The organism is Dictyoglomus thermophilum H-6-12 (genome assembly GCF_000020965.1).
In the GTDB taxonomy this organism is placed as follows: domain Bacteria; phylum Dictyoglomota; class Dictyoglomia; order Dictyoglomales; family Dictyoglomaceae; genus Dictyoglomus; species Dictyoglomus thermophilum.
The window spans coordinates 1241825-1256396 of the sequence record NC_011297.1 but is presented as its reverse complement, the minus strand read 5'-3'; the positions used below and the strand labels follow the sequence as shown (position 1 = coordinate 1256396).

Genomic DNA, 14572 nt, shown 5'->3' with positions numbered 1-14572 from the left:
ATTTAAAAAGTGAAAAAGTGGACGGTAATTTTAGAAATATTTCTGAAAGAAGGTATATTTGATCCACAAGGAAAGACTGTTAAGAATGCTTTATATAATTTAGGTTTTGGGGAAGTAGAAGACGTAAGAATAGGAAAAGTACTCAAGATAGAGATCTTAGGGGAGAATAAAGAAGAGGTTGTGGGTAAAGTAAGAAAAATGAGTGAAATATTTCTTGTGAATCCTGTTACTGAAGATTTTAGCATAAGGGTGGAAGAATGATGAGGGTAGGAGTAGTAATTTTTCCAGGTACTAATTGTGATATGGATACTTATCATGCTTTAAAAGTTGTAGGGATTGATCCAATTTACTTATGGCATAAAGAACATGATTTAAAAGATTCGGAGGTAATTATTCTTCCAGGAGGTTTTTCTTATGGAGATTACTTAAGAGCAGGTGCTATTGCAAGATTTTCTCCCATAATGAACGAAATAATAGATTTTGCAAAAAGAGGCGGTTATGTTCTTGGTATATGTAATGGTTTTCAAATTCTTCTTGAAGCTGGTCTTCTTCCTGGAGCTATGCTTCCTAATGAGACTAACTCCTTTATATGTAAAGAAGTTTTGTTGGAGGTAGTAAATAACAATACTCTGTTTTTAAAGAATTACAGGGTGGGAGAAATTCTTAAAATGCCCATAGCGCATAAAGAAGGAAGATATTATATTCCTGATAGAGGTCTTGAGGAATTGAAGGAATATAATCAAATAGTTCTTAAGTATCATGGAGAGAATCCTAATGGATCGGTGGAAAATATTGCTGGGATCATAAATAGAAAAGGAAATGTGATGGGGCTTATGCCTCATCCTGAGAGGGCTGTAGAAGAGATTCTTGGTAGTACTTCAGGCTTAAATTTATTTTTATCTTTACTAGAAAAAGTTTAAGGAGTGAAAAGAAAAATGGGTGTATTTGGACTTAAGGAAGAAGAAATAAAACATGCCATTGAGCTTTTAGGTAGAGAACCTAATGATGTGGAATGGTCTGTGATATCAGTTATATGGTCCGAACATTGTAGCTATAAGCATTCAAGAAAATATTTAAAAGATTTTCTTACAAAGGCAGAATGGGTAGAACAGGGCCCAGGGGAAAATGCAGGAATAATAAATTTAGGTGATGGATATAGGGTGGTTTTTAAAATAGAAAGTCATAACCATCCCTCTGCGGTAGAGCCTTTTCAAGGAGCAGCCACAGGTGTGGGAGGAATAGTAAGAGATATACTTGCTATTGGGGCAAGACCTATAGCTTTACTGGATTCTCTTAGGTTTGGTCCTATAGAAAAAGGAAGGAATAAGTATCTATTTGAGGGGGTTGTAGGGGGAATTAGTTTTTATGGAAATTGTATAGGTGTTCCTGTTGTTGGTGGAGAAATCGTCTTTGAGGATTGTTATTCTTCAAACCCTTTGGTTAACGTCATGTGTGTTGGTTTATTGGGTCCTGAACAGAAATCTTATAGGGGAAAAGCTGAAGGCAAGGGAAATCTTTTACTTCTTGTGGGAGCAAGAACGGGGAGAGATGGCTTGCAGGGTGCAAGTTTTGCTTCTGAAAAGTTAGATGATGAGGTGCACAAAAAGAGGCCTTCTGTACAAGTTGGGGACCCATTTTTAGGAAAACTCCTTATTGAGTCTTGTTTAGAGGCAGCTTCTACTGACGGTGTAGTTGGAATTCAAGACCTTGGTGCTGCTGGACTTGTTAGTAGTCTTTCAGAATCTGCAAGAAGGGGAAGAAGTGGAGTAAAGGTATATTTGGATAAGGTTCCTCAAAGAGAAGAGAATATGACTGCTGAGGAAATCTTACTTTCAGAGTCTCAGGAGAGGATGCTGCTTGTTATAAGGCCAGAGAAAGCAGAAGAGATAATAAGTATATTTAAGAAATGGGATCTTGAGGCAGAGATTATAGGAGAAGTAATAGAAGAGGAAAAATTTATTGTTTACTTTAAAGGAGAAAAAGTGGTTGACCTTCCTACAGAGCTTCTTGTAGATGGATCTTTAATATTTGACCCTCCTTATAAGGAATATAAGGTTCCAAATTTATCCTCTGATCTTAGGTCATTAATAAAAAAAGAACATATAGAGAAATTTATGAATAATGCTATTAATGATCTATCTTTGAAAGAAAAAATATATAGGCAATATGATTACTCAGTGCAAACTAACACAGTTCTTCCTCCTGGATTTGGTGATGCTTCTGTATTAAGAATAAAAGGAACCAACAAAGGTATTGCAGTGGTTACCGATGGAAACGGAAGATATTGCTATCTTAACCCTAAAAGAGGTGCAATGTATGCTGTTGCAGAAGCTTGTAGGAATATTTTATGTGTTGGGGGTAGACCTTTAGCAATTACAGATGGACTTAATTTTGGTGATCCTGATGAGCCTGAAGTCTTTTATCAGTTTAGGGAAGTAGTTAAAGGGATAAATCTTGCCTCAAGGACTCTTGAAATACCAGTCGTAAGTGGAAATGTTAGCTTTTATAATGGCCAAGGAGAAAAGAAGATATTTCCAACACCAATTATAGGAATGGTTGGGGTTCTTGAAGATTTGAGTTATCTAATAAAGCCTGGCTTAAAGGTTGTTGGAAATCGTCTTTATTTAATTGGTGACTTTTCTTGGCTCTCTTTAGAAGGTTCTAGATTTATAAAAGATGTTTTTGACAAGATAGAAGGAGAAGCACCCTATGTAGATCTTATATGGGAAAGAAAATTAAAGTTATTTATGGAGGAAATAAGGAAAGAAAGAGACATAATTGTATCAGCCCACGATGTGAGTGAGGGTGGTATATTGGTTGCTCTTCTTGAAATGGCTTTTTGGGGAAATAAAGGGGTAGAAGTTAGCCTTCCTTCAGAGAAACTGGATAACTTGGTTGGAGAAGGATCTGGATTGATAATAGTTGAGGTTAACAAAGATAGGGAAGATGAATATATGGAATTTATAAAGAAATATGAGTTAAAAACTCACAAAATGGGAGAGGTTGTAGAAAAAGATTTCATCATAGAGCCTTTTATTAAAGAGGATATTAATGAATTTTATCAAAGAAGGTGAAATCTATGAAGCTAAAAGAGGAGTGTGGGGTTGTAGGTGTATTAACTAGGGATAAAGTACAAGCAAGTTTTATAGCATATAGAGGCCTTTTGAAACTCCAACATCGAGGTCAAGAAAGTGCAGGAATTGTCACTTTTTCTGGGAATGAGTATTACTTATATAAAGATTTTGGCCTTGTATCTCAGATTTTTAACGGAGAAAAATTAAAGAAATTGAAGGGTAAAATAGCTGTAGGACATGTAAGGTATTCTACTTCTGGAAAAACTGAAAAAGAAAACATTCAACCTTTCCTAGTAAATTTACCAAGATATGGATATGTTGCTCTTGCTCACAATGGGCATATTTCAAATGCGGTTTCTTTGCGAAGGGGTTTAGAGAAAGAGGGTGTTATTTTTCAGAGCACCTCTGATACAGAGGTTATTTTACATTTAATAGCTAAATCTAAGATGAGTGATTTAAAAGAAAGAGTAAAGGAAGCACTCTCTAAGGTGGAAGGTAGTTACTCTTTGGTTATAGGATCTCACGAAGGAGTATATGGAATAAGAGATCCTTACGGATTTAGGCCTCTTTTTTTAGGAAAATTGGAGGATGGAAGTTATATCTTTGCTTCAGAGACTTGTGCCCTAAAAGAGTATCCTCTTTCCGAATTGGTAGAGGTAAAGCCTGGAGAAATGATTTATATTGATAAGGATGGAAGAGTAAGCAGAGAAAGCTTTGCAGAAAGCAATATTTCGCGGTTTTGCCTTTTTGAATTCATCTATTTTTCGAGACCTGATAGCATATACGACGGAAAGACTGTATATCACTACCGAAAAGAGATGGGAAAAGTTCTTGCTAAAGAGGCTCCTGTTGATGCAGACTGGGTTGTGCCAGTGCCTGATTCGGGTATTCCTGCAGCAATAGGATATGGTGAAGAATCAGGAATCCCTCTTCAGATGTTACTAATGCGAAGTCACTATGTAGGGCGAACTTTTATTCAGCCTAAGCAGAAAGAGAGAGAATCTGGAGTTAGAATGAAGTTTCTTTTTATCAGTGATCTGATTAAGGGAAAGAGAATTGTTTTAGTGGATGATTCCCTGGTTAGAGGTACTACTGGAAAGATTCTTGCTGAGAAGCTTAGGGAAGAGGGTGCAAAAGAGGTACATTTGAGACTTTCTTCTCCTCCTCTTATTCATCCTTGCTATTATGGTGTTGATATTCCCAATACTAAAGAATTGATTAGTTATTACTACTCTCCTGAGGAGATCTCAAGAATTTTGGGATTTGATTCGGTGGCCTTTTTAAGTATAGAAGGGCTTTTGAGTATTCTTCCAGAAAGGGGATATTGTGGAGAATGTTTCGGAAAGAAAATAGTAAAAAAAGAAAAGGGAAAAGTATTACTTATAGTTTGAGTGGGGTAAGTATAAGTAAAGTAGAAAAAGCTCTTAGTGAGGTTAAAGATTTTATTGTTTCTACATATAAGCCTTATGTTTTTAGTTTTTGGAACAGTTTTGCAAGTATGCTGAAAATTCCTCTTAAGGAATATGAAAATCCAATTCTTGTGGCAAGTACTGATGGAGTAGGAACAAAATTAATGATAGCTCTAAAATACAAAAAATTGGATACTATTGGAGAAGATCTTTTGGCAATGAACGTTAATGATATTCTTACGGCTGGAGCAAAACCTTTGTTTTTTATGGATTATTTTGCAGGAGGCAGGATAGATCCAGAGGTATATAAAAAAGTTCTTGTAAGTATTGCCAATGCATGTAAAAAGGCTGATTGTAGCCTTGTTGGAGGAGAAACTGCAGAAATGCCTGGTGTGTATAAAGGTAAGGAGATAGATCTTGCGGGTTTTGTGGTTGGAATTGTAGAAGAAGAAAATCTACTTCCTAAAATGGGTAAAATCCAGGAAGGGAATATTTTAATAGGAGTTTCTTCCTCAGGGCTACATAGTAATGGGTATTCATTGATTAGGTATATCTTAAAGAAAAAGAGAATTTCTATTAGGAAGAAAATAGATGGTCATGATTTACTGGAGGAACTATTGAAACCCACTAAAATATATTCACCTGTTATTCTGCCATTACTAGAGAAGTATAGGGATAATATCTTAGGTATAGCTCATATAACTGGTGGAGGAATACCTGGAAATTTACCAAGGATTTTGCCTGGGCATATCCAGGCAGAAATTGATCCCTCTTTATGGGAGATTCCTTGGATTTTTAAGTTTCTCATTAAAAAAGGAAATTTGACATGGAAAGAAGCTTTTAAGGTGTTTAATATGGGAATAGGTCTAATACTTATTGTATCGGAAAGAGAGAACGAGATTTTAGAAGACTTAAAGAATTCAGGTGAAAAGGCGTATGTTATTGGTTCATTAAGTAAAGGAGAAAGAAGTGTGAAAATCAGATGGAAAGAAAGCGTCTTGGAGTCTTAGTTTCAGGAAGAGGGTCAAATCTTCAAGCTCTTATTGATGCTTCTAAGGATAAGGATTATCCTGCGGAAGTTGTTGTGGTTATAAGTAATAATCCTTCTGCTTATGCCATAGAGAGGGCAAAAAGGGAAAATATTCCCGTTTTTGTAGTGGAGAGGGAAAATTATAAAAATAAAAAGGAGTATGAAGAAAAGATAAAAGAAATTTTGCAGAGTTTTAGGGTCGATTTAGTAGTTCTTGCTGGATATATGAAAATTGTAGGAAAAACTTTGCTTGAGGCTTTTCCTAATAGGATCATAAATATTCATCCTTCACTCCTTCCTTCTTTTCCTGGGCTTGAGGCGCAAAAACAGGCCTGGGAGTATGGAGTTAAAATATCGGGTTGTACTGTCCATTTTGTAGATGAGGGGATAGATTCGGGACCCATTATTGGTCAAAGAGCTGTTCCTGTTTATGACGATGACACTCCAGAGACTTTAGCAGAAAGGATTCTTCAAGAAGAGCATAAGCTTATAGTGGAGTCAGTTAAGAAAGTATTAACAGAAGAATACGAAATAATTGGAAGAAGAGTAGTTTTTAAAAAGAGGGGGTAAAAACATGAAAGTATTAGTTGTAGGAAGCGGAGGTAGAGAACATGCTATTTGTTGGAAGCTTTCACAAGATAAGAACATAGAAAAGATATATGCAATTCCTGGTAATCCAGGTATAAGTGATATTGCTGAGTGCATACCTTTTAGAGTTGATGATATTGAGTCCATAGTAAGGTTTGCTAAAGAAAATAAAATAGATTGGACTATAATAGGGCCTGAACTACCTCTTGCCCTAGGGATAGCCGATAAGTTCAAAGAAAATGGTTTAGAAATATGGGGACCTATCAAAGATTTGGCAAAATTCGAATCTAGCAAGGCTTTTGCAAAGGAAGTTATGAAGAGGGCTGGAATACCAACCGCTGATTTTAGAATTTTTGATGATTTTAATGATGTAAGAGAATTTTTGAAAAAAGAGAGGTATCCCTTGGTGATAAAGGCGGACGGACTTGCAGCTGGGAAGGGAGTGTTTATTGTAAATAGCGAAGGAGAAGGATTGGATATAGCAAATAAGCTTTTAAATGAAGGAATACTTGGGGAGGCAGGGAAGAAGGTAGTTATTGAGAAATTTCTTGAAGGTAAGGAGTTTTCTCTCATAGCAGCCATCAAAGGTGAAAAGATTTATTATCTTCCGCCTGCTCAAGATTATAAGAGAGTAGGAGAAGGTAATACTGGACCAAATACAGGAGGAATGGGATCTTACGCTCCTGTACCTTGGATAGATGAGAAACTTATTAATGTATGTGACAAAAAGATTTTTAAACCTCTTATGGAAGAGATTTACAAAATGGGTTTTAAATATGAGGGATTTTTATACGGTGGGCTTATTTTGGTGAATGGTGAACCTTATGTTTTAGAGTTTAATGTGAGACTTGGGGATCCAGAAGCTCAAGTAATTTTACCACTTTTAGATTTTTCTTTACTCTCTTTTAGAGAAGAAGTTTGGAGAAATCAGAAGGTAAAAGATAAAAAGGCTGTGTGTGTGGTAATTGCTTCAAAGGGATATCCTGATAAGTATGAGGTTGGGAAAGAGATTAGTATAAGAGAGAGCAAAGAAGTAATAATATTTCATGCTGGAACTAAAGTTATGGATGGAAAATTAGTTACTGCTGGCGGAAGAGTTCTTAATGTGGTTGCTCTTGGAGAAAGCTTTAAAGAAGCCAGAGAGAAAGTATATAGAAATATTAACAATATCAGTTTTGAGAATATGTATTACCGCAGGGATATTGCTATTGAAGTCGAGAATCTATAAAAATTTTTCCCAAAATTATTGACATAGGGGTCTAATTGTATTATATTTAGCGTTGAACATAATTTTGAAGAAAGGGGAAGTAAGGAGAAGAGATGTTAGGACCGCATTTAGTTTTAGATTTATATGGTTGTCCTAAAGAGAAGTTAGAAGACGTAAAATTTATTTATGATCTTCTGGACGAACTTCCAGAACAGATCGGTATGCAGAAGATCATGCCTCCATATGTTATGAGGTATGTTCCAGAGGATGATCCTTTGGATTGGGGAATTTCAGGTGTAGTATTAATTGCGGAAAGTCATATAGCAATTCACACATGGCCAGATCTTAATTATGCAAGTGTGGACATCTTCTCCTGTAAGACCTTTAATATTGACCTTGCTAAAGAAATTATTGAGAAAAAATTATCTGCAGAAAAGACAGAATGGGAAATATTAGTAAGAGGTAGAGAATTTCCTATTAATCTCCTTAAAAGAGGAAGGAATGCAACAATATAGACCACTGCCATCTTTTGGGGGCCTTCCTTTTACCAATCCTGAAAAAGCAAAAGTACTTATTATTTCTTATCCTCTCGAAGTAACAACTACTTATAAAAAAGGCACAAAGGAAGGCCCCCAAGCAATTTTATCTGCTTCTTATAATTTAGAACTCTACGACGAAGAGCTTGATGATATTCCAGCAGAAATTGGTATATATACCTATCCAGATCTTTTATTATCTTTGGGAAATGTTGAAAAAGTTCTTGAAGAGATAGAAGAACTTACTTTTAACATTATTGATTACGATCATTTTCCTATTTTTATAGGCGGAGAGCATACAATTACTAAGGGAATATTAAGGGCTTACAATAAGAAATACAAGCATTTTTCAGTATTACATCTTGATGCCCATTCAGATCTAAGGAATGAATATGAGGGGACTAAAAATAATCATGCTTGTGCTTTGCGAGAAGCCTCAGAGACATTAGATATAGTTCAGGTTGGTATAAGAAGTATGTCAGAAGAAGAGAAGAAATATGTAAAGGAAAGAGATAACATAAAGGTATACTTTGATTATAAGTTTCAGGAAAGGTTTAATACAACCTTGATTGAGGATATTTTAAAAAGTCTGAAGGATGAAGTTTATATAACTCTCGATTTTGATGTGTTTAATCCTGCTGAAATGCCTGCAGTAGGTACACCAGAGCCAGGTGGTCTTTCTTGGTATCAAGTTCTTTCATTGCTAAGAGAAGTTTTCAAAAATAAAAAAGTCATAGGGATTGATCTGGTAGAGTTTTCTCCAATTCCTGGACTTATATATCCGGATTATATGGCAGCAAGGTTAATTTATAAGATCATAGGATATTATAAGAAATATTCTTTAGAGAAAAGACTATGAAGAAGAAAATTTCTCTTGTATTTGGTACAAGACCTGAAGCTATAAAGATGGCTCCTGTTGCAAAGATCATAAAGGAATCAGAATTCTTTGATTTGCAAATTATACTTACAGCTCAGCATAGAGAGCTTTTAGATCAGGTAATTGAGATATTTGGTTTAAAAAGTGATTATGATTTGAATATTATGCAAGAGAAACAAACTCTTACTCACATCACAGTAAAGGTTCTGCAAGGTCTTGATATTATTTGGCAGAAGGATCCTCCTGATATGGTTCTTGTTCATGGTGATACAACTACAACTTTTGCAGCAAGCTTAGCAGCATTTTATAAAAAGTTACCTATAGGACATGTGGAAGCAGGTTTGAGAACTTATAATAAATATCAGCCTTATCCTGAAGAGATGAATAGACATCTTACTGGTGTTCTTGCTGATTTACATTTTGCTCCAACACAAAGAGCGAAAGATAATTTAATAAATGAGAGGGTACCTAAAGAGAATATATTTATCACAGGAAATACTGTTATAGATGCGTTGCTTTTTGTTCATAGGAATATGAATCAACTAAAACCTCAAGATTTAGTTAAAAATCTTCCCGAAAAATTTATTCTTGTTACAGCCCATCGTAGAGAGAATTGGGGTGAACCTCTTAAAAATATTGTACTGGCTTTAGATGAGATTTTGAAGGAATTTGAGGATTTTTACGTAGTTTTTCCAGTTCATCCCAATCCCTTGGTTAGAGAACAAGTATATTCAGTCCTTAAAGATAACAAGAGGGCTATATTGATTCCTCCTGTAGACTATGTAACTATGGTATACCTCTTAGATAAGTGTTATCTAGTCTTAACGGATTCTGGGGGATTACAGGAGGAGGCTCCTTCTTTAGGAAAGCCTGTGCTTGTTTTAAGAGAAGTTACAGAAAGGCCTGAGGCAGTAGAAGCAGGAACTGTGAAGATTGTAGGTACTTCTAAAGAGAGTATTGTAAGAGAGGTGAGAAGACTTATTCTTAATAAGGAAGAGTACGTAAAAATGTCTAAGGCGATAAATCCTTATGGTGATGGAAAGGCAAGTGAGAGAATAAGAGATATTCTTCTTTATTATTTTGGGTTTATTGATACTCCACCCTCAGAGTTTAATCCATGAGTTTTTTTCTAAAAGATCTACTTTTTGAAATCCTATTTCCGACACGATGTATATTTTGCGGTAAATATTCTGAGGGTTTTGTGTGCAAGAGTTGTTTTGAAAAGTTGAAGTTTCCTAAGAATTATTGTGGGATGTGCGGAAGGCCTCTTACTGGTAGTTTAGAAATTTGTTATAATTGTAGTAAAGAGAAAAAAGTGTGGGATAGTTATGAGTTTGTAGCCTATTATGATGGCATGTGGAAAGAGATTATAGCTTCCTTTAAATTTAAGAATAAACCTTATTTAGCAGATTTTATTTCTCAAATAGGAAAAGAAAAAATCTTAAAAAGAGAGTGGAGAATTGATTATATAACTTATGTACCGCTGAGTTATAGGGCTTTAGTATATCGAGGATATAATCAGTCCGAATATATTGCTCATTTCTTAGGTAAAAATTTGAAAATTCCATACGGACCTTTACTTTATCTAAAAAAAGATATAAAACCTCAGAAGAGTTTGAATCTGAGAGAAAGAGAGAAGAATGTTTTAAATGCTTTTGGAGTAATTGAGGATAAAAAAGTTAGTGGGAATATACTTCTGGTGGATGATGTCTATACAACTGGGGCTACTTTAAAGGAGTGTGCAAAAACTTTAAGAGAAAATCTTTCTCTAAATAAGATTTATGTTTTTACAGCTGTGAGGGCTCTTATTTAAAAATTTTGTAGGGAGGTTTTATTATGCAAATAAATTATGTGTCTAAAAATGTTAACATTACTGATAATCTTCAGCAATATGCTGAAAAGAAGCTTTCTAGATTATCCAGATTTTTTGACAATATTGAAAATATCGAGGTTTTATTTTCAGAAGAGGATTGGAAAGACGGTAGTAAGAGACATAGAGTTGAAGTTACGATAAAGGCTAATGGAAGAATAATAAAAGCTTCAGAAGCCAATCAAGATTTTAGAACTAGTATTGATCTCGTAGTAGATAAGCTTGAGACTCAATTAAAGAGATTAAAAGAAAAGTTAGTAGATAAGGGCAGAAGAGCAGAGAGTATTAGAGAGATTTTGGCAGAAAAAGAGGTAGAAGAAAAACCTCAAGTAGTTAAGGTAAAGAGGTTTTTATTAAAGCCAATGGATGTTGAAGAAGCTATTTTGCAAATGGAACTCTTAGGCCATGACTTCTTTATTTTTAGAGATGCAGAGACAGACAGAATAGGAGTAGTGTACAAGAGAAAAGATGGAAAATATGGTTTAATCATAGGAGAGGAGGAATAATGGGCTTTTTATCGAAGCTATTTGATTCTAACGCTCGTACATTGAAAAAACTAGAAGAATACGTTAAGAGGATTAACGCCTTAGAGCCTGAGATAAGTAAATTATCTGATGAAGATTTAAAGAGAAAAACACCTGAATTTAAACAGAGATTAGAAAGAGGCGAAAGTCTGGATGACCTATTAGTTGAGGCTTTCGCGGTTGTAAGAGAAGTGGCTAAGAGAACCATAGGAATGAGGCATTTTGATGTGCAGCTTATGGGAGGTATTGTACTTCATCAGGGAAAGATTGCGGAGATGCAGACAGGAGAAGGAAAAACTTTAGTAGCAACTCTGCCAGCTTACCTTAATGCTTTGGAAGGAAAAGGAGTTCACATAGTTACAGTAAATGATTATCTGGCTAAAAGAGATAGGTATTGGATGGGGCCTATCTATGAATTCTTAGGTTTGGAAGTAGGCCTTTTGCAGAATGACACTCCTACTTTGGAAAGAAGAAAGGCATATATGGCTGATATTACCTATGGTACTAATAATGAATTTGGTTTTGATTATCTAAGAGATAATATAGCTTTATCTCCTGATCAACTTGTTCAAAGAGAGCTTAATTATGCTATTGTGGATGAGGTAGATAGTATATTAATAGATGAGGCAAGAACACCTTTGATTATATCTGGACCTGCAAAGGGTGAAAGTCATATTTATAAGCTTGCTATAAGGGCTGCAAGGTACTTAAAGAAGGACATAGATTATACAACTGATGAAAAAACAAGGACTGTATCCTTAACTGAGGAGGGTTTGAGAAAGGCTGAGAAATTCCTTGGGGTTAAAGATCTTTATGATTTCAAAAATATGGATCTTGCCCATGCCCTTCTTCAGTGTTTAAAGGCTTTGAATTTTTATCATAGGGATAGAGATTATATTGTGAAAGATGGTGAGGTAATAATTGTAGATGAGTTTACGGGCAGATTAATGTTTGGAAGAAGATATAGTGATGGATTACATCAGGCAATAGAGGCAAAGGAAGGGGTAAGAATAAGAGAGGAGAATGTTACTCTTGCTACTATTTCTATCCAAAACTACTTTAGAATGTATAAAAAACTTGCGGGTATGACAGGTACAGCTGCTACGGAAGAAGAAGAATTTGTTAAAATATATGGCTTAGAAGTGGTAGTAATACCTCCTAATAAACCCCTAAGAAGAATAAATTATCCTGATGTTATCTTTAGAACGGAAGAGGAAAAGTTTGAAGCAGTGGTAAAAGAAATTGAAGAGATGTATAAAATAGGTAGGCCTGTTCTGGTTGGTACTACTTCTATTGAGAAATCTGAAAGGCTGAGCAAGATGCTTAAGAAAAAAGGAATTCCTCATAATGTACTAAATGCTAAGTATCATGAGAAAGAGGCTGAGATTATAGCTAAGGCAGGACAAAAATATGCTGTAACTATTGCTACCAATATGGCTGGAAGAGGTACAGATATAGTTCTGGGAGAAGGAGTAGCGGAACTTGGAGGACTTCATGTGATTGGAACAGAAAGACATGAAAGTCGAAGAATTGATAATCAGTTGAGGGGTAGAGCAGGAAGACAGGGAGATCCAGGTTCGTCAAGATTTTATCTTTCTCTTGAGGACGATCTTTTGAGACTTTTTGGAGGAGATCAGATAAAGGCTTTAATGGAAAGATTAGGAATGGAAAGAGGACAGCCTATTGAGTCACCGCTTCTTACTAGGATTATTGAGAATAGCCAAGCAAAAGTGGAAAGAATGAATTTTGAAATAAGAAAACAATTGCTCGAATATGATGATGTACTAAATACTCAAAGAGATATTGTTTATAAAGAGAGAAGAAAAATATTACTTATGGAAAATCTAGAAGATATTGTACAGAGGATAATGAATAGAGTACTCGATAGATTTTTCAATGTTATGTTTAATCAAGAAGATAAAAGCAGTTGGAAGAACATGTTTTTAGAAACTTTTGGTTTCTTGCCTTTTGATTGGGAAGATATAATTAACGAAGATGACCCTGAAAAGATAAGGGAAAAATTAGAGAATAAAATAAGAGAGAGATATGAAAGGAAAAAAGAAGAATTTGGAGAAGAAATGTGGAAAGAGATACAGAGAATTGTTCTTCTTTATGTAATTGATAAATTATGGATAGAACATCTTAATGATATGGATGCATTAAGAGATGGTATTGGACTCAGAGCTATAGCTCATCACGATCCTTTGGTAGAATACAAAAAGGAAGCTTATCAAATGTTTCAAGATATGGTAGAGAGCTTTGAATGGGAGAGTATAAGATACTTATTCAATATTCATATCTCTACTCAAGAAAGTAAAACTACAGCAAAAGGGAGGAGAACTTAATTGGTAGTATCTATAAATGAGTTAATAGCCAAATACGAAGAACTAATTGATATATTTAATAAGTTAGGGGGGTATCTTTGACCTTGAGGACAAGAAAAAAGAACTTAGAGCACTTGAAATGGAGATTGCTAATCACAGATGGGATGATGCAGAGAAAGTAAAGCCAATTCTTACTAAATATAATAAACTTCAAAAAGAAATTGAAAATTGGGAAAAATTAAAGGCTGATATAAAAGAGCTGTCGGAGTGGAAGGACCTATTAGAAGAGGGAGATGAATATAAAGAAGAATTTGAAAAAAAATTAAAAGAAGTAGAAAATAGTTTAAAAGAGTTTGAGATTGAGATGATTCTACAAGATCCTCATGATGAGGCAAATGCTATTTTATCTTTGCATGCAGGAACAGGTGGTACTGATGCTCAGGATTGGACTGAAATTCTTCTAAGAATGTATATAAGGTGGGCGGAAAGAAAGGGATATCAGGTAAAAATACTTGATATATCTCCTGGCGAGGAGGCAGGGATAAAGAGTGCTACTTTATTGATTGAAGGAGACAAAGCCTACGGTTATCTTAAGGGTGAAAAAGGGGTACATAGGTTAGTTAGAATTTCGCCTTTTGATGCTAATCATAGAAGACATACATCTTTTGCCTTGGTAGAAGTAATTCCAGAACTTCCTGAGAGTACCATTGAAATAAGGCCCGAAGATTTGAAAATAGAGACTTTTAGAGCTGGAGGAGCGGGTGGACAACATGTGAATAAGGTGGAATCAGCAGTGAGAATTACTCACATTCCAACGGGTATAGTAGTTCAATGCCAAAACGAAAGATCTCAACACGCTAATAAGGAAATGGCCTTAAGGGTTTTAAAAGCAAGATTAGAAGAGCTTGAAGAAAAGAAGAGAAGGGAGAAGATTGCATCTTTAAAAGGGGAAGTTCAGGAGATAAGCTGGGGTAATCAGATAAGATCCTATGTTTTCCATCCTTATACCTTGGTTAAAGACCACAGAACAGGTCTTGAAATTGGAAATGTGCAAGCTGTTATTGATGGTGAAATAGATCCATTTATAGAAGCTTATCTTTATAGTGAGTTTAAGAAAAAGAGTAAGGCTTAAA

Annotated in this window: 14 protein-coding genes; all 14 read left to right on the top strand. The window is 35.1% G+C overall.

All coding sequences use genetic code 11. The features are described 5' to 3' along the window. Positions 1–9 precede the first annotated feature (9 nt). Complete coding sequence (gene purS, locus DICTH_RS06350) at positions 10–261, top strand: phosphoribosylformylglycinamidine synthase subunit PurS (protein ID WP_012548165.1); 252 nt, start codon at positions 10–12, stop codon at positions 259–261. Further along, entirely contained in the window at positions 261–920 is a 660-nt protein-coding gene (purQ, locus tag DICTH_RS06345; protein WP_012548456.1) for a phosphoribosylformylglycinamidine synthase subunit PurQ, read from the top strand. The genes purS and purQ overlap by 1 nt, the downstream gene beginning before the upstream one ends. A 15-nt stretch (positions 921–935) precedes the next feature. Next, positions 936–3074, top strand: a complete 2139-nt coding sequence (gene purL / locus DICTH_RS06340) for a phosphoribosylformylglycinamidine synthase subunit PurL (protein ID WP_012547310.1) — start codon at positions 936–938, stop codon at positions 3072–3074. Between the two features lie 5 nt (positions 3075–3079). Beyond that, a complete protein-coding gene (purF, locus tag DICTH_RS06335) occupies positions 3080–4465 on the top strand; it encodes an amidophosphoribosyltransferase (protein ID WP_012548168.1) in 1386 nt (461 codons plus the stop codon). Then, positions 4408–5493 carry a phosphoribosylformylglycinamidine cyclo-ligase gene (purM, locus tag DICTH_RS06330; RefSeq protein ID WP_012547159.1) on the top strand — a complete coding sequence of 362 codons (1086 nt, stop codon included), beginning with the start codon at positions 4408–4410 and terminating at the stop codon, positions 5491–5493. Before purF ends, purM begins: the two co-directional genes overlap by 58 nt. Then, positions 5466–6083: a phosphoribosylglycinamide formyltransferase gene (purN, locus tag DICTH_RS06325; protein WP_012548286.1), complete on the top strand. Its 618-nt coding sequence runs from the start codon at positions 5466–5468 to the stop codon at positions 6081–6083. Before purM ends, purN begins: the two co-directional genes overlap by 28 nt. Positions 6084–6087: 4 nt before the next feature. After that, positions 6088–7329 carry a phosphoribosylamine--glycine ligase gene (gene purD, locus DICTH_RS06320; RefSeq protein ID WP_012547070.1) on the top strand — a complete coding sequence of 414 codons (1242 nt, stop codon included), beginning with the start codon at positions 6088–6090 and terminating at the stop codon, positions 7327–7329. Between the two features lie 92 nt (positions 7330–7421). Continuing rightward, positions 7422–7823: an adenosylmethionine decarboxylase gene (speD, locus tag DICTH_RS06315; protein WP_012547791.1), complete on the top strand. Its 402-nt coding sequence runs from the start codon at positions 7422–7424 to the stop codon at positions 7821–7823. Continuing rightward, positions 7810–8703 (top strand): agmatinase, encoded by an 894-nt coding sequence (gene speB, locus DICTH_RS06310; RefSeq protein ID WP_012547330.1) that lies wholly within the window; start codon positions 7810–7812, stop codon positions 8701–8703. Before speD ends, speB begins: the two co-directional genes overlap by 14 nt. Beyond that, entirely contained in the window at positions 8700–9842 is a 1143-nt protein-coding gene (gene wecB, locus DICTH_RS06305) for a non-hydrolyzing UDP-N-acetylglucosamine 2-epimerase (RefSeq protein WP_012547863.1), read from the top strand. The genes speB and wecB overlap by 4 nt, the downstream gene beginning before the upstream one ends. Beyond that, positions 9839–10534, top strand: a complete 696-nt coding sequence (locus tag DICTH_RS06300; RefSeq protein ID WP_012547505.1) for a ComF family protein — start codon at positions 9839–9841, stop codon at positions 10532–10534. Before wecB ends, DICTH_RS06300 begins: the two co-directional genes overlap by 4 nt. A gap of 23 nt (positions 10535–10557) precedes the next feature. Then, positions 10558–11097, top strand: coding sequence for a ribosome hibernation-promoting factor, HPF/YfiA family (gene hpf, locus DICTH_RS06295; RefSeq protein ID WP_012548091.1), 540 nt, complete (start codon positions 10558–10560; stop codon positions 11095–11097). Continuing rightward, a complete protein-coding gene (gene secA, locus DICTH_RS06290; protein WP_012547673.1) occupies positions 11097–13460 on the top strand; it encodes a preprotein translocase subunit SecA in 2364 nt (787 codons plus the stop codon). Before hpf ends, secA begins: the two co-directional genes overlap by 1 nt. Next, positions 13461–14571 (top strand): peptide chain release factor 2 gene (prfB, locus tag DICTH_RS06285; RefSeq protein ID WP_143707875.1). Its coding sequence is split into 2 segments (ribosomal slippage): positions 13461–13538 and positions 13540–14571, totalling 1110 coding nucleotides; the frame shifts between segments, so codons are not numbered across the junction. Position 14572 lies beyond the last annotated feature (1 nt).

What these genes read in the sequence shown, in the direction of transcription:
- purQ (WP_012548456.1), top strand. Translation starts at nt 261, where the DNA reads ATGAGGGTAGGAGTAGTAATTTTTCCAGGTACTAATTGTGATATGGAT.
- purL (WP_012547310.1), top strand. Translation starts at nt 936, where the DNA reads ATGGGTGTATTTGGACTTAAGGAAGAAGAAATAAAACATGCCATTGAG.
- purF (WP_012548168.1), top strand. Translation starts at nt 3,080, where the DNA reads ATGAAGCTAAAAGAGGAGTGTGGGGTTGTAGGTGTATTAACTAGGGAT.
- purM (WP_012547159.1), top strand. Translation starts at nt 4,408, where the DNA reads ATGTTTCGGAAAGAAAATAGTAAAAAAAGAAAAGGGAAAAGTATTACT.
- purN (WP_012548286.1), top strand. Translation starts at nt 5,466, where the DNA reads ATGGAAAGAAAGCGTCTTGGAGTCTTAGTTTCAGGAAGAGGGTCAAAT.
- purD (WP_012547070.1), top strand. Translation starts at nt 6,088, where the DNA reads ATGAAAGTATTAGTTGTAGGAAGCGGAGGTAGAGAACATGCTATTTGT.
- speD (WP_012547791.1), top strand. Translation starts at nt 7,422, where the DNA reads ATGTTAGGACCGCATTTAGTTTTAGATTTATATGGTTGTCCTAAAGAG.
- speB (WP_012547330.1), top strand. Translation starts at nt 7,810, where the DNA reads ATGCAACAATATAGACCACTGCCATCTTTTGGGGGCCTTCCTTTTACC.
- wecB (WP_012547863.1), top strand. Translation starts at nt 8,700, where the DNA reads ATGAAGAAGAAAATTTCTCTTGTATTTGGTACAAGACCTGAAGCTATA.
- DICTH_RS06300 (WP_012547505.1), top strand. Translation starts at nt 9,839, where the DNA reads ATGAGTTTTTTTCTAAAAGATCTACTTTTTGAAATCCTATTTCCGACA.
- hpf (WP_012548091.1), top strand. Translation starts at nt 10,558, where the DNA reads ATGCAAATAAATTATGTGTCTAAAAATGTTAACATTACTGATAATCTT.
- secA (WP_012547673.1), top strand. Translation starts at nt 11,097, where the DNA reads ATGGGCTTTTTATCGAAGCTATTTGATTCTAACGCTCGTACATTGAAA.